At 73.5% G+C, this 18,013-nt stretch carries 15 protein-coding genes; 9 read left to right on the top strand and 6 right to left on the bottom strand.

Going from position 1 to position 18,013, the window contains the following annotated elements; translation table 11 throughout:
- Positions 1-2 precede the first annotated feature (2 nt).
- The 6 genes from AB0I59_RS06165 (at position 3) to AB0I59_RS06140 (ending at position 6,195) form a co-directional block, all read left to right on the top strand.
- Entirely contained in the window at positions 3-1,982 is a 1,980-nt protein-coding gene (locus AB0I59_RS06165) for an acetyl/propionyl/methylcrotonyl-CoA carboxylase subunit alpha (protein WP_358130626.1), read from the top strand.
- Complete coding sequence (locus AB0I59_RS06160) at positions 1,960-2,751, top strand: enoyl-CoA hydratase-related protein (RefSeq protein ID WP_061261226.1); 792 nt, start codon at positions 1,960-1,962, stop codon at positions 2,749-2,751. The genes AB0I59_RS06165 and AB0I59_RS06160 overlap by 23 nt, the downstream gene beginning before the upstream one ends.
- Entirely contained in the window at positions 2,748-4,589 is a 1,842-nt protein-coding gene (locus AB0I59_RS06155; protein ID WP_358130561.1) for an acyclic terpene utilization AtuA family protein, read from the top strand. The genes AB0I59_RS06160 and AB0I59_RS06155 overlap by 4 nt, the downstream gene beginning before the upstream one ends.
- A gap of 56 nt (positions 4,590-4,645) precedes the next feature.
- Positions 4,646-4,852 carry a hypothetical protein gene (locus tag AB0I59_RS06150; protein ID WP_061261228.1) on the top strand — a complete coding sequence of 69 codons (207 nt, stop codon included), beginning with the start codon at positions 4,646-4,648 and terminating at the stop codon, positions 4,850-4,852.
- Between the two features lie 163 nt (positions 4,853-5,015).
- Positions 5,016-5,867 carry a helix-turn-helix domain-containing protein gene (locus AB0I59_RS06145; RefSeq protein WP_061261229.1) on the top strand — a complete coding sequence of 284 codons (852 nt, stop codon included), beginning with the start codon at positions 5,016-5,018 and terminating at the stop codon, positions 5,865-5,867.
- A gap of 70 nt (positions 5,868-5,937) precedes the next feature.
- Positions 5,938-6,195 (top strand): hypothetical protein, encoded by a 258-nt coding sequence (locus tag AB0I59_RS06140; RefSeq protein WP_061261230.1) that lies wholly within the window; start codon positions 5,938-5,940, stop codon positions 6,193-6,195.
- 31 nt (positions 6,196-6,226) lie between these two features.
- Here AB0I59_RS06140 and AB0I59_RS06135 read toward each other — a convergent pair whose 3' ends face one another.
- The 5 genes from AB0I59_RS06135 to AB0I59_RS06115 form a co-directional block, all read right to left on the bottom strand.
- Positions 6,227-8,344 carry a mannosyltransferase YkcB-related protein gene (locus AB0I59_RS06135; protein ID WP_358130557.1) on the bottom strand — a complete coding sequence of 706 codons (2,118 nt, stop codon included), beginning with the start codon at positions 8,342-8,344 and terminating at the stop codon, positions 6,227-6,229.
- Positions 8,341-9,552, bottom strand: coding sequence for a bifunctional glycosyltransferase family 2/GtrA family protein (locus AB0I59_RS06130; protein WP_061261232.1), 1,212 nt, complete (start codon positions 9,550-9,552; stop codon positions 8,341-8,343). The genes AB0I59_RS06135 and AB0I59_RS06130 overlap by 4 nt, the downstream gene beginning before the upstream one ends.
- A gap of 95 nt (positions 9,553-9,647) precedes the next feature.
- On the bottom strand, positions 9,648-11,120 hold the full coding sequence (locus tag AB0I59_RS06125; protein WP_358130554.1) for a sensor histidine kinase: 1,473 nt from the start codon (positions 11,118-11,120) through the stop codon (positions 9,648-9,650).
- Positions 11,117-11,827, bottom strand: coding sequence for a response regulator transcription factor (locus tag AB0I59_RS06120; protein ID WP_358130623.1), 711 nt, complete (start codon positions 11,825-11,827; stop codon positions 11,117-11,119). Before AB0I59_RS06120 ends, AB0I59_RS06125 begins: the two co-directional genes overlap by 4 nt.
- A 7-nt stretch (positions 11,828-11,834) precedes the next feature.
- The gene (locus tag AB0I59_RS06115; RefSeq protein WP_358130551.1) at positions 11,835-13,400 is read right to left on the bottom strand and encodes a phytoene desaturase family protein; all 1,566 of its coding nucleotides are present in this window, start codon (positions 13,398-13,400) and stop codon (positions 11,835-11,837) included.
- 241 nt (positions 13,401-13,641) lie between these two features.
- Between AB0I59_RS06115 and AB0I59_RS06110 the strand changes: the two genes are divergently transcribed.
- The 3 genes from AB0I59_RS06110 to AB0I59_RS06100 all read left to right on the top strand — a co-directional run bounded on the left by AB0I59_RS06110 (position 13,642) and on the right by AB0I59_RS06100 (position 17,454).
- Entirely contained in the window at positions 13,642-14,556 is a 915-nt protein-coding gene (locus AB0I59_RS06110; protein WP_228648517.1) for a pseudouridine-5'-phosphate glycosidase, read from the top strand.
- 1 nt (position 14,557) lies between these two features.
- A complete protein-coding gene (locus AB0I59_RS06105; RefSeq protein WP_061261237.1) occupies positions 14,558-15,502 on the top strand; it encodes a carbohydrate kinase family protein in 945 nt (314 codons plus the stop codon).
- A gap of 65 nt (positions 15,503-15,567) precedes the next feature.
- Positions 15,568-17,454, top strand: a complete 1,887-nt coding sequence (locus AB0I59_RS06100; protein WP_061261238.1) for a hypothetical protein — start codon at positions 15,568-15,570, stop codon at positions 17,452-17,454.
- Between the two features lie 75 nt (positions 17,455-17,529).
- On the opposite strand, the gene AB0I59_RS06095 is transcribed toward AB0I59_RS06100, so the two are convergent.
- Positions 17,530-17,976, bottom strand: coding sequence for a GNAT family N-acetyltransferase (locus AB0I59_RS06095; RefSeq protein WP_061261239.1), 447 nt, complete (start codon positions 17,974-17,976; stop codon positions 17,530-17,532).
- Positions 17,977-18,013 lie beyond the last annotated feature (37 nt).

The following is an 18,013-nucleotide window of genomic DNA, read 5'->3' as shown; positions in this document are numbered from 1 at the left end:
TGATGATCCACCGGCTGCTGGTCGCCAACCGCGGGGAGATCGCCCGGCGGGTGTTCCGGACCTGCCGGGACCTCGGCGTCGAGACGGTCGCCGTCTACTCCGACGCCGACGCGGACGCGCCGCACGTGGCCGAGGCCGACCAGGCGGTACGGCTCGGCGATCCGATGTCCTACCTGGACGCGGCGAAGATCGTCGAGGCGGCCCTGGCGTCCGGCGCCGACGCCGTGCATCCCGGGTACGGCTTCCTCTCCGAGAACGCCGGTTTCGCGAGGGCCGTGCTCGACGCGGGCCTGATCTGGATCGGCCCGCCGCCCGAGGCCGTCGCCGCGATGGGCGCCAAGATCGAGGCGAAGGCGCTGATGGCCGCCGCGGGGGTCCCGGTGCTCCCGACCCACGATCTCGACGGCGACGCCCGCCCGGACGTCCCGCTGCTCGTGAAGGCGTCGGCGGGCGGCGGCGGGCGCGGGATGCGGATCGTACGCGACCCGGAGGAACTGGCCGAGACGGTCGAGTCGGCGCGGCGGGAGGCCCTCGCCGCCTTCGGCGACGGCACCGTCTTCGCCGAGCCCCTGCTCGAGCACGCCAGGCACATCGAGGTGCAGGTCGTGGCCGACTCCCACGGCACGGTGTGGACCCTCGGCGAGCGCGAGTGCTCCGTCCAGCGCCGCCACCAGAAGATCATCGAGGAGGCGCCCTCCCCCGCCGTCTCCCCCGAGCTGCGCAGGGAGCTGTCCGACGCGGCGGTGAAGGCCGCCCAGGCCATCGGCTATGTCGGCGCGGGGACGGTCGAGTTCCTGGTCAAGGACGGCACCGTCGCCTTCCTGGAGATGAACACCCGCCTCCAGGTCGAGCACCCGGTGACCGAGTACGTCTACGGCGTGGACCTGGTCCGGCTCCAGCTGGAGATCGCCGAGGGCGCCCCGCTGCCGGGCCTCCCCCCGAGCCCGGTCGGCCACGCGATCGAGGCCCGCCTCTGCGCCGAGGACCCCGCGCGGGACTGGCGGCCGCAGGCCGGTGTCATGCACCGTTTCGAGATCCCGGGCGTGGACGCCGAGTTCCGTTCCGGAGGCGGGCTCCGCCTCGACTCGGGCGTGGTGGACGGCTCGGCTGTCAGCCCGCACTACGACCCGATGCTGGCCAAGGTCATCGCGTACGCGCCCACGCGGGCGGGGGCGGCGCGGCGGTTGGCGGCGGCGCTCGCCCGGGCACGCATCCACGGCCCGGTGACCAACCGCGAGCTGCTGGTCAACGTCCTGCGCCATCCCGCCTTCCTTGCGGGTGAGACCGACACCGGTTTCCTCGATCGGCACGCCCTCCCCGCGTCCCCGCCTCTCGCGGACGCGGGCGCCGTACGGGTCTCCGCGCTGGCCGCGGCGCTCGCGGGGGCGGCGGCGAACCGGGCGGCGGCCAGGGCGGTCGGCGGGGTGCTCGGCGGGCTGCCCAGCGGCTGGCGCAACGTCGTCTCGCAGCCCCAGCGGGCCGCGTTCACGCTCCCCGGGGCCCCAGGGGAGCGGATCGAGATCGCCTACCTCGTCACCCGTGACGGGCTGGCCGCCGACGGCTTCGACGGCGTGGAGCTGGTGTCGGCGACGCCCGGCGAGGTCGTGCTGGCGGTGTCCGGCGTGCGCCGCGCGTTCGCCGTGTCCCGCTGTCCCGGCGTCACGCACGTCGACTCCGTCCTCGGCCCGGTACGGCTGGCTCCGCTCGAACGCCTGCCGGAACCGGTGGAGCGGATCGAGCCGGGATCCTTGCTCGCGCCCATGCCGGGTACGGTCCTTCGCGTCGACGTCGAACCCGGGGACTGGGTCACCGCGGGCCAGCCGGTGATCGTCCTTGAGGCGATGAAGATGGAACACCAGATCGTCTCCCCTGGCGCGGGGACCGTGACCGCGCTCGACGCCGTCGCCGGCCGGCAGGTCGAGGCGGGAGCCGTACTCGCCGTGATCGAGGAGCATGCCGATGACATCGCTGGTACACCGTGAGACCGCGGGCGGCGTCCGCACGCTGACCCTCGACTCCCCGGCCAACCGGAACGCCCTGTCGGTCCGGCTGCTCGGCGAGCTGAGGGAGGCCCTGGACGCCGCGCTGGCCGATCCCGTCGTGCGGGTGATCGTGCTGACCGGGACCGGCCCGGTGTTCTGCGCGGGCGCCGACCTCAAGGAGCAGCGTGCGGCGCGGGCCACCGGTCCGGGGGCCGCGCCCGTGACGGGGGCCTTCCCCGAGATCCTCTCCCTCATCTGGGACAGCCCCAAGCCGGTGATCTGCCGGTTGAACGGCACGGCGCGGGCGGGCGGCCTGGGCCTGGTGGCCGCGTGCGACTTCGCCGTCGCGCCGCTGTCCGCGACCTTCGCGTTCAGCGAGGTGCGGCTGGGCGTCGCGCCCGCGATGATCGCGGTGACCTGCCTGCGGCGGCTGGAGCCGCGCGCGGCGGCCGAGTACTTCCTCACCGGGGAGACCTTCTCCGCCGCCCGGGCCGCCGAGATCGGCCTCCTCACCCGGGCGGTGCCCGAGGACGAGCTGGACGCGACCGTGGCGCACTACGCGGGGATGCTGCTGCGCGGCGGCCCGGAGGCCCTCGCCATCACCAAGCGGCTGGTCCGGGAGGTGCCCGCGATGCCGGTCGCCGAGGGCATGCGCCGGATGGCCGAGCTGTCGGCCGAGCGGTTCGCCTCCGAGGAGGGCCAGGAGGGCATCCGCGCCTTCATGGAGAAGCGGCCGGCCGCCTGGGCCGTCCAGGAGGCGCCGAGATGACCGGCCCGCTCCGCGTCGCCAACTGCAGCGGGTTCTACGGCGACCGGCTGTCGGCGGCGCGCGAGATGGTCGAGGGCGGGCCGATCGACGTGCTCACCGGCGACTGGCTGGCCGAGCTGACCATGCTGATCCTCGCCGGGAACCGGATGAAGGGCCGCCCTGGATACGCGCGGACGTTCCTCACCCAGATGGAGCAGGTGCTCGGCACCTGCCTGGACCGCGGCATCAAGATCGTCACGAACGCCGGAGGGCTGGACCCGGCCGGATGCGCCGAGGCGGTGTCCGCCCTGGCCGACCGGCTCGGCCTGTCCGTGACCGTCGGCCACGCCCCCGCCGTCGATCCGATCGAGGGCCGGGTCCGCGTCGCCCGCCGCCGCGTACGGATCGCCCACGTGACGGGGGACGACCTGCTGCCCCGGCTGTCGCCGGACTCCCCCGCGCCGATCCCGCCGGGCGCGCTGGCCAACATGGACACCGGGGAGCCGCTCACCGGCCACCCGATCACCGCCAACGCGTACCTCGGCGGACGGCCGATCGCGGTCGCCCTGGAGCAGGGCGCCGACGTGGTCGTCACCGGGCGGGTCACGGACGCGGCGCTGGTGACCGGGCCGGGCATGTGGCGGTACGGCTGGCGGCCGGACGACCTCGACGCGCTCGCGGGCTCGGTGGTCGCCGGGCACGTCATCGAGTGCGGCTGCCAGGCGACGGGCGGCAACTACGCCTTCTTCGAGGAGGTGCCCGGCCTGGCGCACTGCGGGTTCCCCATCGCCGAGCTCCACCCGGACGGGTCGAGCGTGATCACGAAGCATCCCGGGACCGGCGGCCTCGTCTCGGTCGGCACGGTCACCGCCCAGCTCCTCTACGAGATCGCCTCCCCGCGCTATCTCGGGCCCGACGTCACGGCCCGCTTCGACACGATCCGCCTGGAGCAGGAGGGGCCGGACCGCGTCCGGATCAGCGGGACGCGCGGCGAGCCGCCGCCGGAGACGCTCAAGGTCGGCCTCAACCACCTCGGTGGCCACCGCAACACCATGGCGCTCGTGCTCACCGGCCTCGACGTGGAGGCCAAGGCGCGGGTCGCCGAGGAGGCGATCTGGGCGCGGGTCCCCAGGGACTCCTTCGAACACGTGGACGTCGAGCTCACGCCGGTCTCCGCGGGCGAACCGGCGACCGCGCTGCTGCGGATCACCGTCATGGACCCCGACAAGGAGAAGGCCGGGCGGCGGTTCTCCTCCGCCGTGGTCGAGACCGGCCTGGCGAGCTATCCCGGGTTCTACGCGCTCACCCCGCCCGGCGACGCCTCGCCGTACGGGGTCTACTGGCCCGCGCTGGTGGACGCGCGGGAGGTCCCGGCCGTGGTCACGGTCGAGGGCAGGAGGATCACCGTGCCGTCGCCCGAGCGGACGGACCTGTCCGGGGCACACCGGAACGTCGCTCCCGCCCCTGCCCCCGCGCCGTCCTCCGGCCCCGTACGGCCGGCGCCGCTCGGAACCGTCGCTGGGGCGCGGTCGGGCGACAAGGGAGGCAACGCGAACCTGGGGGTCTGGGTCCGGACCGCCGAGCAGTACGCCTGGCTGGCCGCCGAGCTCACCGCCGAGCGGTTGAAGGAACTGCTGCCCGAGACGAAGGATCTCATCGTCGAGCGCTTCGAGCTGCCCAACCTGCTGGCGCTCAATTTCGTCGTGCACGGGCTGCTCGGCCGGGGCGTGGCGGCCAGCCCCCGGCTCGACGCCCAGGCCAAGGCGCTCGGGGAGCGGCTGCGCGCGGTCACCGTGCCGATCCCGGAGCGTCTCCTCGCTGGAGGATCTTCCGCGGCGAAGGCGATCGAGCCCATCTAAACGGGAAATAACCCTACAATTGCGCGCAATTGTTCTCGCTTCGGGGAAGGACACCCATGCGACTGCGCTTTCTCGGCTCCACGTCGGAGGCCGGGGCCTGCCCCTCCCTCTACGAGACCGACCGGGGGACGATCGTCGTCCAGGGGCTGGAACTCGTCGACGCGGACGCCCGCGCCGACCTGAGACACGTGCTCGACGGCGAGACGGCCGTGGAGGTCCCGAGGGAACTGCTCGTGGAGATCGCCCGGCGCGTGCTCGGCTGATCACGATTAGGCGCATCCCTATGGCCGGATCGCTCCGGCGGGTCTACCTTTGAGCGCACCACAGGCGGAGGTAGCACGTGACCGACCGAACCACCCGCACGGCGAACGTCCATCCGCGCGCCGAAGGGGGGTCCCCGGCGGTGCCACGCGGGACGGACCGCGGGTGAGCGGCTTCCAGCAGTCCCGGATGGATCTGGGCTCCGAGCTGCGGCGACTGCGCGAGGAAGCCCACCTGTCCGGCAAGGACCTGGCCGAGCGGCTCGGGTGGCAGCCCTCCAAGGTGTCCCGCATCGAGAACGCCAGGCAGACCGCCACCGAGGACGACGTGGTCACCTGGGGCCAGGCCGTACGCGCCGATCCGGACACGGTGGACGGCCTGATCCAGCGGGCCCGCGGCCTCGTCGAGCGGCAGGACTCCTGGCGGCAGCGGCACAAGAACGGCCTCGCCGCGCTCCAGGAGGACGTACGCGACCTGGAGGCGAGGACCCGGTCCTTCCGGGCGTTCGAGCCGGGCATCGTGATCGGGCTGCTGCAGACCGCCGAGTACGCCAGGAACATCTTCACCAGGGTGCGCCGCGTGTACGAGGCGACCGACGACGTCGACGCGGCGATCCGGGTCAGGATGCAGCGCCAGGAGATCCTCTACGATCCCGCGCGCTCGTTCCGGTTCGTCCTGCCGGAGGCGGTGCTGCGCTACCGGTTCGCGCCGCTGAACGTGATGCGCGGCCAGATGGACCGGCTGCTGGCCGTGACCACCCTTCCCAACGTCGAGTTCGGGGTCATCCCGACGGGCGCGCTGCTGCCCACGACGCTGGTGAACCCGTTCTGGATCTACAACGACGCGCTCGTCGGGGTGGCCACGAAGACCAAGGAGATCCTGCTCCGCGACCCCGACGACATCGCCTTCTACGCCCGCGAGTTCGAGGATCTCTGCGAGGTCGCCGCGTTCGGCGAGGACGCCCGCCGTGTGATCGTCCAGGTGATCGACGACTATGCGAGGCAGTCGCCGGATTAATCGGCGCAATTGCTTGTATCCGCGTCGCGGCCCGTGCAATCCTTTCCCCCTGAACGGGAGGTGAAGCGCGTTGGTCGATACGGTTTCGCGCATCCACGAGTTCGCGTCGGCGGCCCGTGCGCACATCGACCTCTCGGTCCGGGTGATCGGTGACATGCCTCCCCGGGTCCAGGTGCGCAACCGGTTCAGCGACACCCTGCGTGAGACCGTGACCTGCTCCGACGACGGCGCGTTCCTCACCTCGTGGGGCTACCGGCTCGGCACCGTGGAGTGCGTCGAGTCCGCCGCCGCCCGGCTCGCCTACCTCCTGGCCGCCCTCCCCGCCTGAGAGCGGCCCGCAGGTTCCCGTCGCCGCGGCGTCAGGCCAGCTTGTAGAGGGACGAGTTCCCCTCGGCGCCACCGGCCTCGGCGCCGCCGATCTCCGCGGAGTCGACCGGCGTGCCGTTCGCCTTGACCCACTCGGTGACCTCGGAGTCGCCGCCGCCGGGGCCTCTGCCGCCCACCACGACGTACTTCAGCTTCCCCTCGGCGACGTACCGCTTCAGCGTGGCGACCGACATCGCGGGGTCGCTCCCGGTGAAGCCGCCCATCGCGATGACCGGCCTGCCGGTGGACAGGATGACCGACGAGGCGCTCTGCGCGCTGCCGACCGCGACGAGCCAGGTGGCGTCGCCCTGGTTCTTCTTCAGGTAGGCCACCATCGCGTCGCTGATCCCGCCGCCGGGCCCGCCTCCGAAGCCTCCGGGGAAGCCGACGGCGCGGCCTCCGGGACGCGTTCCGCCGGGCGGCATCCCTTCGGGAGTCCCCGTCCCGCCAGGCTCTCCGGGGCCGCCGTAGCGGGCTCCTGAAGGGCCCCCGGGGAAGCCTCCGGGGAAGCCCCCGGGGAAGCCTCCGGGGCCGCCCATCCCGCGACCGGTCGAGGGGCCCGCCGTCGGGTTGGTGCCGTTCACCCCCGACCCCAAGGGCGTCAGGGCGTACGCGGCGGGCCCGGCGAGGCCGGCGAACAGCCCGGCGGCCAGCGCCACCACCGTGACGCGGCGCACGCCGTAGCCCACGGCCACCAGCCCGAGGGCCGCCACCGCGGTCGCTCCCGCGACGGCCCAGGCCAGCCACGGGACGAACTCCGTCGTACGGCGCAGCACCGCGAACGACCAGCCGCCGGTGACGGCGACGGCCGCGGGAAGCGCCCACGCCCACGCGCGGGAGCTCCGGAGGGCCCGCCACATCAGCACCCCGCCCATCCCCGCGAGCGCCGCGATCGCGGGCGCCATGGCGGTCGAGTAGTACGGGTGGAACGTCCCCGCCGAGAAGCTGAACACGGCGTAGTGGACCACCAGCCAGCCGCCCCACAGCAGCAGGGCCGCCCTGGTCGCGGGGCGGCGGTCAGGACGCAGCGCGGTCACCGTCGCCGAGCGGTCGCCCTCACCGCGCAGTACGGCGCCGCCGGTGAGGGCGGCGGCCCTGCGGCCGGTCAGGACCAGCCCGGCGACCAGCGCGACCACCGCGAACGGGATCAGCCAGGAGATCTGCCCGGCCATGATGTCGTTGAAGAGCCGGTCCGCGCCCGCGGCGCCGCCGAACGACGCGCCCTGACCGCCCCCGCCTCCGCCGCCGCTCCTGCCGAAGATCCGGCCCAGGCCGTTGTAGCCGACGACGAGGTCCCACACCGTGTTGTCGGTGCTGCCCCCGACGTACGGCCGTCCGTCCGCGGGCCACAGGTCGACGATCACCATCCACCAGGCGCTGGAGACGGCCAGGGCCACCCCGGCCACGAGCAGCCGCCCGATCCGCCGCGAGAACGCGCCCGCGGCCGCGTACAGGTACACGAGGGCGAACGCGGGCAGCACCAGGTACGCCTGGAGCATCTTGGTGGTGAACGCGAGCCCGACGAGGACCGCCGAGATCACGATGGTCCGCGGCCGCCCGGTACGGATCGCCTCCAGGCAGAACCAGGCCGCCGCCACCAGGAGCAGCACCAGGACGGTGTCCGGGTTGTTGTCCCGGTTGATCGCCACGGTGATCGGGGTCAGCGTCATCACCAGGGCCGCGACCAGCGCCGCCGCGTGACCGGCGGGCCCCGCCAGCGAGCGCTGGACCGCCGAGTGCACCAGGGCGACCGAGGCGACGCCGGCGGCCGCCTGCGGCAGCAGCATGCTCCATGTGCCGAAACCGAAGACCCGCGCGGACAACCCCATCACCCACAGCGCGAACGGCGGCTTGTCGACGGTGATGAACGAGCCGGCGTCCAGCGCCCCGAAGAAGAACGCCTTCCAGCTCTGGGTGCCCGAGTAGACCGCGGCCGCGTAGTACTCGTTGGCGTACCCGCCCGCGCCGAGTGCCCAGGTGTAGAGGACGGCGGCCAGGACGAGCACGGCCCACATCGCCGGGCGCGCCCAGCGCGGGTCATGGCGTGCCGTCCGCCGGGCCGACGGTCGCGCGGGCGCCGCCGGCGACGTGGTGACAGGCGGCGTGCTCATCGGGCCTCCCTCCGGGGGTTGAACACCCACACCCGCAGGAGAAGGAAGCGTGCCAGGGTGGCGGCCCCGTTCGCGACGATCACTCCGACGAGCTCGGCGCCGCGCGACGCCGTCGCGGGCAGCAGGGCCAGGATGCCGGTGGTGAGGGCCAGGCCGATCAGGAAGGCGGCCAGGCCCTCGATCTGGTGCCTGAGCGCCCCCGAGGCCCCGGTGACGCCGAACGTGAAGCGCCGGTTGGCCGCCGTGTTGGCGATCGCCGTGACGAGCAGCGCGACCGCGTTCGCGGCGACCGCGGGCATGGCCGCGCGCAGCAGCCAGAAGAGCGCCAGGTAGGCGACCGTGCTGATCGCCCCGATGACCGCGAAGCTGGGGAGCTGCCTCGCCATCCCCGCGGGGAGCCTGGCCTGCTGCACGCGGGCGGGGACGGGCAGCCGCACCGCGCCGGAGAGGGTCTTCCTGGTCACCCGCCACATTCCCCTGAGGTCGTCCGTCGCGGTCCTGACGATGTCCACCCGGCTGTCGGGGTCGTCCACCCAGTCCACCGGCACCTCGTGGATGCGCAGCCCGTGCCGCTCGGCGAGCAGCAGCAGCTCGGTGTCGAAGAACCACTCCTGGTCCTCCACGATGGGCAGCAGCGCCCGCACGATCTCGGTGCGGCCCGCCTTGAAGCCGCACTGGGCGTCGGAGAACCTGGCCCCCATCAGCGAGCGGAGCAGCAGGTTGTAGGCGCGGGAGATGAACTCGCGTTTGGGCCCGCGCACCACGTTCGACGTCGTGGCGAGGCGGGTGCCGATCGCGAGGTCGCTGTGGCCGGTCAGCAGCGGGGCCACCAGCGGCAGGAAGGCGTCCAGGTCGGTCGAGAGGTCCACGTCCATGTAGCTGACGACGTCGGCCTCGCTCTCGCCCCACGCCCTCCGCAGCGCGCGCCCGCGCCCCTTCTCGTCGAGGTGCAGCGCGTGCACGTTCGGCAGCTCGCGGGCCAGCTCGCCGGCGATCGCCCAGGTGTCGTCCGTGCTGGCGTTGTCCGCGATCGTGATGCGGAAGCCGTACGGGAAGTCGCGGGTCAGGTAACCGTGCAGCCTGCGGATGCTCTCGGCCAGCACGCGCTGCTCGTTGTACACGGGAACCACGACCTCGACGAGGCGTGTCCTTCCCGGGGCGCCGTTCGGAGACGAGGCCGGAGGCGGGGGAACCGTCGCGATGCTCATGTGGTCCAACGTCGGCGCAGGGAATTGAACCTTGCTGAGCTGCCGATTAAGGATGTCTGAGAAAGAGCGGGGAACCCCGGGGGCACGGCGATCTCCTAGGAGGCCGCCACCTCGTCCTTCACCTCCGCGCCGGGCGGTGTGCCGGGCAGGCTGATCGTGGCCAGCGTCCCGCCGCCGGGAGCGTTCCCGAGGCGGACCTCGCCACCGGCGTCCCGTACGGCCTGGGCCACGATGGACAGTCCGAGCCCCGACCCGGGGAGGCTGCGCGCCGACGAGGAGCGCCAGAACCTCTCGAAGACGTGCGGAAGCTCGTCCTCCGGGATGCCCGGCCCCTGGTCGCGTACGGTCAGGACCCCGTTCGCGAGCCGGACCGCCACCAGGCCGCCCGGCGGGCTGAACTTCACGGCGTTGTCGAGCACGTTCACGGCGGCCCGCTGGAGGCCCCTGGCGTCGCCGTGGACCTGCCACGGCTGGAGGTCAACCTGGAACTCCAGTCCGGGGCCGCGGCGCCTGGCGCGGTTCACGGCGGCGGACACCAGATCGTGGAAGTCGATGTCGGTGGAGTGCTCGCCCGTCTCGGCGCTCCTCGACAGTTCGAGGAGGTCGCCGATCAGGCTGGACATCTCCTCGAACTGCTCCTTGACGTTGATCAGGAGCCGGCGTTTGGACTCCGGCTCCAACGCCCGGCCGGTGTTCTCGCTGCGCAGCATCAGGTCGATGTTGGTGCGCAGGCTGGTCAGCGGGGTCCGCAACTCGTGCCCGGCGTCGGAGACCAGCCGGCGCTGGCGTTCCTGGGAGCTGGACAGGGCGGCCGTCATCGTGTTGAACGACCGGCTCAGCCTGGCGATCTCGTCGGTCCCCTCGACCGGGATCCGGATCGCGAGGTCCTCGGTCCGCGCCACGTGCTCGACCGCGCTCGTCAGCCGCTCGACGGGGCGAAGCGCCGCGCGGGCGAGCCAGAGACCGGCGAGCGCGGCGCCGAGCACGCCGACGACGGCCACCGACCCGAGGATCAGGGCGAGGATCCGGAGCGTCCCGCTCATCTCTTCCGTGGAGCGGAAGACGGTGACGGCCACCGGCTCCGGGACGGCGAACTGCCGCAGTTCCTCGGGGCCGCCGCGCGGCGACGGTTGCGGCACGTACTTCTTGGTGAGGGCGAGGACCGAGCTGCCGTTCCTCGTCACCGCGTCGCGCAGGACCGGGTCTCCGCCGGAGACGGCCAGAGCCCGCTCCTCCGGGGTCGGGACGACCTCGTCCGACGATCCCCACACGCAGACGGAGCCGTCCACCCGGATGATCTCCCAGCTGCGCCCGGACGGGTCCCACGGGTGCGGTGGGCCGACGCCCTGTTCAAGGGTTTCCTGATCACTGTCCGCGCCGCACTGGGCGAGCGTGAACGCCACCTGCTCGACGCGCGGGTTGAACTCCCCCAGCGAGTCGCGGATCTGCCCCTGCATCCGGTCGTGGATCAGGAACCAGCACACCGCCGCCGACAGGGCCACCGCCACCGCCACCGCGGCGGCGATGACCAGGGTGAGCCGGGCCCGGAGCGAACGGCGTCTCCTCACGGAAAGGTCCGCAGGACATAGCCCACACCGCGCACGGTGTGGATCAGCCGGGTCTCGTCCGCGGCCTCGGTCTTCCTCCGCAGGTACATCACGTAGACGTCGAGCGAGTTGGACGACGGCTCGAAGTCGAACCCCCACACCTCGCTGAGGATCTGCTCCCGGGTCAGCACCTGGCGCGGATGCGTCAGGAACAGTTCGAGCAGGAGGTACTCCGTACGCGTGAGGTCGAGGGGGCGGCCGGCGCGGGTGACCTCGCGCCCGGCGGTGTCCATGCGGAGGTCGGCGAAGGAGAGCACGGAGCCCGCCTCCTCGCTGGGCGCGGCGAGCGCGCCGCGCCGCAGCAGGGCGCGCACCCGGGCGAGCAGCTCGTCCAGCTCGAAGGGCTTGACCAGGTAGTCGTCGGCCCCCGCGTCGAGACCGGACACGCGGTCGCCCACGGCGTCGCGCGCGGTCAGCATCAGCACCGGGACGTGGTTGCCGGAGGAGCGGAGCCTGCGGCACGTCGTCAGGCCGTCCAGACGCGGCATCATCACGTCGAGCAGCACCGCGTCGTACGGCTCGCGCTCCAGCCGGTCGAGGGCGGCCGACCCGTCCGCGACGGTCTCGACCTTGTACCCCTCGAACTCGAGGCTGCTCCGCAGCGCCTCGCGCAGCGCCGGTTCGTCGTCGACCACCAGCAACCGCGCGGGCTCACCTTCGGCTCCCATCACCGTTTCACGGTATCCGCGCCCCATGAGAGGTCGATGAGAACAGGACGGCCATCGCGGCGTTGTGACCGGGGATCCCGCTGACGCCTCCGCCGCGCCGGGCGCCCGCGCCACACAGCAGGATCCGCTCGTGCCGCGTCTCCACGCCCCACGGCCCGTCCTCCTGGGACTCGGCGAACGGCCAGGAAAGGTCGCGGTGGAAGATGTGCCCGCCGGGGAGCCCGGCCTCGTGCTCCAGGTCGAGCGGGGTCCGCACCTCCAGGCAGGGTTCGCCCGACGGCGCGCGCAGCAGGCAGTCCTCGATCGGCTCGGCGAGCACCGCGTCGACGGACGCGAGGGTGCGGCGCAGCGCGTCCTCCCGCGCGCCGGCCCCGGCTCCGGCTCCGTCGCCGGTGAACAGCCTGGCCGGCATGTGCAGGCCGAACAGCGTCATCGTGTGCGCGCCGGACCGCCGCAGCGCAGGGCCGAGGATCGACGGATCCGTCAGCGAGTGGCAGTACATCTCCGCGGGCGGCAGGTCGGGGATCCGGCCCGCGGCGGCCTGCGCGCGGGCGGCGGCGAGCCGCTCGGCGCCCTCGTTGACGTGGAAGGTGCCGCTGAACGCCTCCGCCGGGTCGACGGACGCGTCCCTGAGGCGCGGCAGCCGGGACACCACCATGTTGATCTTGAGCTGGGAGCCCTCGGGACGCTCCGGGGTCTCGCCCGTCAGCCGGGCCAGCATGGCGGGCGGCAGGGCGGCAAGGACGTGCCCGCCGCTGACGGCGTGCTCGTGCCCGCCGGAGTCGCGGAAGGTGACCTCGCCCGACGGGTCGATCGCGAGCACCTCGGCGCCGCACCTGATCTCGGCGCCCGCGCGCCTGGCGGCGTCCGCGAGGGCGTCCGTGACGGCTCCCATACCGCCGACCGGGACGTTCCAGTCGCCGGTCCCGTCGCCGATGACGTGGTACAGGAAGCACCGGTTGGCCAGCAGGTCCGTCGACGGATCGGCGAAGGTGCCGATCAGGGCGTCGGTGAGGACCACCCCGCGCACCGTGTCGTCGTCGAAGCGCTCGGCGACCACCTCGCCGATGGGGCGCTCGAACAGGTCGCGCCACGCCTCGGCGCCCACGAGGCGGCGCAGCGCCATACGGTCCACGAGGGGTTCGAGGAGCGTGGGCGCGACGCGCCGGGCGACCTCGGCGGTCATCGCGTAGAAGCGGCGCCACGCCTCGTGGTCCTTCGTCCCGCCGGTGACGGCGGCGAACGACGCCGCGGTGCGGGCCTCGTCCTCGCCGTCCACGAGCAGCCCGGTGTCCCCCGCGGGGGTGTACGAGGCGAAGCGGCGCCGCCGGAGCTCCACACCGACGCCGAGATCCTTGACGATCTTGGCGGGCAGCAGGCTGACCAGGTAGGAGTACCGCGACAGCCGGGCGTCGACGCCGGGGAAGGCCACGGTGGAGACCGCGAGGCCGCCGACGTGGTCGAGGCGTTCGAGGACGAGGACGCGGCGGCCCGCCCCCGCGAGGTAGGCGGCGGCGACCAGGCCGTTGTGCCCGCCGCCGGCGACGACCACGTCATAGCGCGAGTGAGACATCGGTTCTCCAGGGTCGGGGTGGGGGCGGTGGACCACGTGGTCGCCCCGGTCTGCCCTGGTCGCCCGCGCGGCCGCACGCGAGGGGCACACTATCCGGGAGGGTCCGCCCCGGCCAGGTGGCCCGTGCCCACTATCGCGCGGGTTCGTTGGCTGATCGTGCGGTGGACGCCCCCGAGAGGTACGTATAGGTTTGTCCTTTTGGAACCTTTTACGAACTTTGAAGAAACCACTCAGGAGAGCCATGCTCAAGGTCGTGCCGTCGGAGGAAGTCGCCGAAGCCCTGGCAGCCGGAAGGCCCGTCGTGGCGCTGGAGTCGACGATCATCTCCCACGGGCTGCCGCAGCCGCGCAACCTCGAGGTGGCGCTCGAACTCGAGGAGATCGTGCGGAGCGCGGGAGCCGTGCCGGCGACGATCGCGGTCCTCGACGGCGTGCCGCGCGCCGGGCTGGACCGGGAGGGCCTGGAGCGGATCGCGACCGAGCCCGGCCTGCGCAAGCTCGGCTTCCGTGACCTCGCCCCCGCCGCCGCGCTGAAGGTCAGCGGCGCCACGACCGTGTCCGGGACATCGTTCCTGGCCGCGAGGGCGGGCATCCGCGTCTTCGCGACCGGCGGGCTCGGCGGCGTCCACCGCGGCTGGACCACCGTCCAGGACGAGTCGGCCGACCTCGACACGCTGGGCCGTACCAGGATCACGGTCGTCTGCGCGGGCGTGAAGTCGATCCTGGACGTACCGGCCACCCTGCAGCGGCTGGAGACCCGGCAGGTCACCGTGGTCGGGTACCGGACCGACGAGTTCCCCGGCTTCTACCTGCACACCTCGGGCGAGCCCGTCGACTGGCGGATCGAGACCGCCGCCGAGGCGGCCGGGATCATGCGGGCGCAGGACCTGCTCGGCGGGCCGGAGACGGCGCTGATCGTCGCGAACCCGGTGCCCGTCGCCGACCAGCTCGACCCCGCGCTGCACGACCGCGTGCTCGCCGAGGCGCTCCGGGCCGCCGACGAGCAGGGCGTCGCCGGGCAGGCCATCACGCCGTTCCTGCTGGAGTACCTGGTCAACGGCACCGACGGCGCCTCACTTGAGGCGAATCTGGCCGCTGTGCGCGGAAACGCCCGTCTCGCCGGCGAGATCGCGGCATCCTGGTCCCGGGAGGACTGACATGGGAGGCCTGCTGGTGATCGGCGACGTCGTCACCGACGTCGTGGCGCTGCACGGGCAGCCGGTCGCCACCGGCACCGACACCGCGGCCGACATCGTGCTGCGTCCGGGCGGCTCCGGGGCCAACACGGCCTGCTGGGCCGCCCATCTTGGCGCGGACGCGCGGCTGCTCGCCCGGGCCGGATACGACACCGGCGAGTGGCACCGGGCCGAGCTGGTCCGGGCCGGAGTGCGGCCGCACCTCCGGATCGACCCGGCCAGGCCGACCGCCGTCGTCATCGCCATGGTCGACCTGAGCGGCGAGCGTTCCATGCTCACCAACCGGGGCGCGGGCCGGCACATCGGACCCGCCGACTGGTCGGAGGCGCTCCTCGACGGCGTGACCCACCTGCACCTGTCGGGGTACACGCTGTTCGAGCGGCCGGGCCTCGACCTCGCCCGGCTCGCCATGCGCGAGGCGGCCGAGCGCGGCGTGACCGTGAGCGTGGACGCCGCCTCGACCGGCTTCCTGCGCGACTTCGGGACCGACCGCTTCATCCGGGAGACCGCCGCCGCGCGGATCATCATCCCTAACCTCGACGAGGCGCTGCTGCTCACCGGCGCCACCGCCCCGGAGGGGGCCGCCACGGCCCTCAGCGCCGCGTACGGCACCGCCGTGGTGAAGCTGGGTGCCAAGGGGGCCCTGCTCGCCAGGGATGGCGAGATCGTCGCGAGGGCGCCCGCGTCCCAGACGGAGGTGGTCGACTCGACGGGCGCGGGGGACGCGTTCGCCGCCGGTTTCCTGACCGCGCTGCTGTCCGGGCTCGCCCCCGAGATCGCGCTGGAAAATGGTTGCCGGGCCGGCGCCGCCGCGGTCGCGCAGGTCGGCGGCCGTCCCCCGGTCGCGGGAGCGGCAGGTCCGGCCGCCGGTATCGCGAAGGAGCTTTACCCTATTGACACCAATTGATAGCTTGCGGCGTAAGCTGCACCATTAGCAACATGCGTCACTCTCGGGAGGGTGCGGTCATACCGATGGACGCCGAGTCAACGATCTGCCTGAGTGATCTGGTTCCCGCCCTTCGCTGGACCCGTGCGCAGCAGGTCGCCGAAGTTCTGGCCGACCCTCGCCTGCCCGCGGGCTGGTGGGGCTCCGTCGCGCTCGGCCGAGCCCTCGGCGCGACCGGGGTGGACTGGCTCTGCGAGCGGCTGGCCCGGCTCGCCGCGAGCCGCTGGGATCATCTCGCGCTGACCGATCTGCTTCCCGCGATCCAGGTCCACTCCGTCGATCCCGCCCTTCCGGGATGGCAGGAACCGGCCCGTTCGGCGGTCACCGGCCTGGGCGGATGGCACCGGCTCCGCCGGCTCACTCCCGGAGACCTGCAGAGCCCCTCGGCTCCCGCCACTCCCGAGGCCGTCCTCACTGTCGTCTTCCGTGAGATCTTCACCCACCTCCAGCTCCCGGTCACCGCCGCGGAACCGGCGCCGCTGCCGGCCGTACCGGCACCGGACGCGGCGGCGGCATCGGCCCCGTCCTCCACGGCGGCACCCGGCTCCACGACACCCGGCTCACCGGCGCCGGCGGCCGCACCGCAGCAGGCCGTACCGCAGCAGCCCGCGTCAGCTCCCGCTCCGGCTCCCGCCGAGCAGGGCACGCAGACCCGCCCCGCGCCCCCGCTCGCCGCCCCCCTCGCCGCGCCGACTCCCGGGGCCGCCGCCGCTCCTTCCGCGCCGTCCCTGCCCGTCCGGCAGTCTCCCGCCGCCCAGGGCGCCCCCGTCCCGCATGCCGGTCAGCCCGCCCCCGGCGCTCCGGCCCGGCCGCCCGCGCCTCCCGCGGCGCCTCCGGCTCCGCCCGCGCCCGTTCCGAGCGACTACCCCATGGTCGGTCTCGTGGAGCACCTCTTCAGGGACTGGGACCCGCTCGCCAGGGCCGTCGCCGCCGAGCGGCTGTTCGCGGCCGAGCCGGTCAGCCTCCGCGCGCTCGCCCACCGCCTCAACGTCGACCGCGAGATCCTCTCCCAGGCCCAGCGGGCCGTGGAGGAGCGTGTGCTCATGTGGCTGCGCTCCCCCGACTCCGCCGCGCTGACCGGTCACCTGTTCGGCCTCACGGAGTGGCTGGGCACCGCCGCGACGCAGGAGCAGCTGATCGCCGCCGACCCCTCCCACCCCATCGACGTCCCCTCGCTTGGCACGCCCCTCTGGCGGGTGCTGGTCACGCTGATGCCCGACCGCCGGCTTCAGGACGGCTGGCTCGTCGTCGGCGACCTCGGCGGCCTGCGGGACAAGACCCGCCAGCTCCTCGCGACCAAACCCGCGGACACGGACGTCGTCGAGCTGCTCGGCCAGCTCGGCATCCGCCCGCACTCGGCCAAGGCCTGGCTGGACGCGCTGCCCAAGGAGCAGCCGCGTCCGGAGCAGCGGTCGGCCGGCGCCGCGCCGCCCGGCGAGCCCAAACCGCTCCCCCGCCGCACTCCCGGCGCGAACGGGCACCATCAGCGGGGCGGGGTCCCCGTTCCCTCGCAGGCGGGCAACGGACCCGACCCGGCGACCGCCCTGGCCGCGCTCAACGCGCTCACCGGCGCCGCCCCGCCGCGCCCGCACCTGGTCCCCAGCCCGCGCAGCACGCCGACCAGCCCGTCCTCCGACCCCCGCCGCTGGCAGCGCATCGACGTCACCAGCGGGCATCTGCGCGGCGAGCCCGTCGCGGTTCCCGAGGGGTACGCCGCCCAGCTCGGCATGCGACCGGGCACGCTGCTGTCGGTCACCGGCCCCGGGGACAACGCGGTCGTGCTGGTCTGGCGCGACCAGCAGCCGGTCTTCGACTCGCTCCAGCCCGTGCTGATGCGGCTGAACGCGCGGCCGGGCGACTCGGTCTACGTCACCGTGGACGGCTACCGGCTGGACGCCCAGCTCACGTCGTGACGTCCCGCTCCCCCCGCGAGCGTCCGCGGGGGGAGCGGGACCGGACGTAGGTGGCGGGCGGCTCCCGCCCGCGCGTCACGTACGGGGCGGCGTGAGCATCTTCCGGTAGTACGTGGCCGAGACGTCGAAGCCGAGCGCGCTGAAGAAGCCCGCCGCCCGGCGGGTGGCGAGCGCCATGTATCCGGCCTCGCGCGAGCGGGCCCATGCCTCGAACTCCTCCAGGAGCCTGCGGCCGATGCCGTGGCGGCGGAAGTTCCTTTCGATGATCGCCTCCTCGACCCAGGCGACCCGCCCGTTGGCGAAGAGCGTGAGGTGCGTGTAGCCGAGGAGGTAGCCGCGGACCGTTCCGTCCACGGTGGCGACCAGGAGCAGCGCGTCCTCGTTCTGGAGCAGCTGCGGCAGCGCCGCGTCGAAAGCGGCGCGTTCCGGGCGGAACGACAGCGCGAACTCGCGCGCGAGCGCGAAGATCTCGTCCGCGTCGCTCTTGTCCGCCCTCCGGAGCCGGAGATCACCAGACGTCATGGGTAGGACTCTAGATTTACCGGGGCGAATACGTCCA

Origin of the sequence: Microtetraspora glauca, assembly GCF_040656155.1 — a bacterium.
Classification (GTDB): Bacteria; Actinomycetota; Actinomycetes; order Streptosporangiales; family Streptosporangiaceae; genus Microtetraspora; species Microtetraspora glauca.
This window is presented reverse-complemented; position numbering and strand designations above follow the sequence as displayed.

Coding starts and splice junctions, on each gene's coding strand:
- AB0I59_RS06130 (WP_061261232.1), bottom strand. CDS start 9,552: ATGAGCATCGCGACGGTTCCCCCGCCTCCGGCCTCGTCTCCGAACGGC.
- AB0I59_RS06165 (WP_358130626.1), top strand. CDS start 3: ATGATCCACCGGCTGCTGGTCGCCAACCGCGGGGAGATCGCCCGGCGG.
- AB0I59_RS06150 (WP_061261228.1), top strand. CDS start 4,646: ATGCGACTGCGCTTTCTCGGCTCCACGTCGGAGGCCGGGGCCTGCCCC.
- AB0I59_RS06115 (WP_358130551.1), bottom strand. CDS start 13,400: ATGTCTCACTCGCGCTATGACGTGGTCGTCGCCGGCGGCGGGCACAAC.
- AB0I59_RS06120 (WP_358130623.1), bottom strand. CDS start 11,827: ATGGGAGCCGAAGGTGAGCCCGCGCGGTTGCTGGTGGTCGACGACGAA.
- AB0I59_RS06095 (WP_061261239.1), bottom strand. CDS start 17,976: ATGACGTCTGGTGATCTCCGGCTCCGGAGGGCGGACAAGAGCGACGCG.
- AB0I59_RS06135 (WP_358130557.1), bottom strand. CDS start 8,344: ATGAGCACGCCGCCTGTCACCACGTCGCCGGCGGCGCCCGCGCGACCG.
- AB0I59_RS06105 (WP_061261237.1), top strand. CDS start 14,558: ATGGGAGGCCTGCTGGTGATCGGCGACGTCGTCACCGACGTCGTGGCG.
- AB0I59_RS06155 (WP_358130561.1), top strand. CDS start 2,748: ATGACCGGCCCGCTCCGCGTCGCCAACTGCAGCGGGTTCTACGGCGAC.
- AB0I59_RS06110 (WP_228648517.1), top strand. CDS start 13,642: ATGCTCAAGGTCGTGCCGTCGGAGGAAGTCGCCGAAGCCCTGGCAGCC.
- AB0I59_RS06160 (WP_061261226.1), top strand. CDS start 1,960: ATGACATCGCTGGTACACCGTGAGACCGCGGGCGGCGTCCGCACGCTG.
- AB0I59_RS06100 (WP_061261238.1), top strand. CDS start 15,568: ATGGACGCCGAGTCAACGATCTGCCTGAGTGATCTGGTTCCCGCCCTT.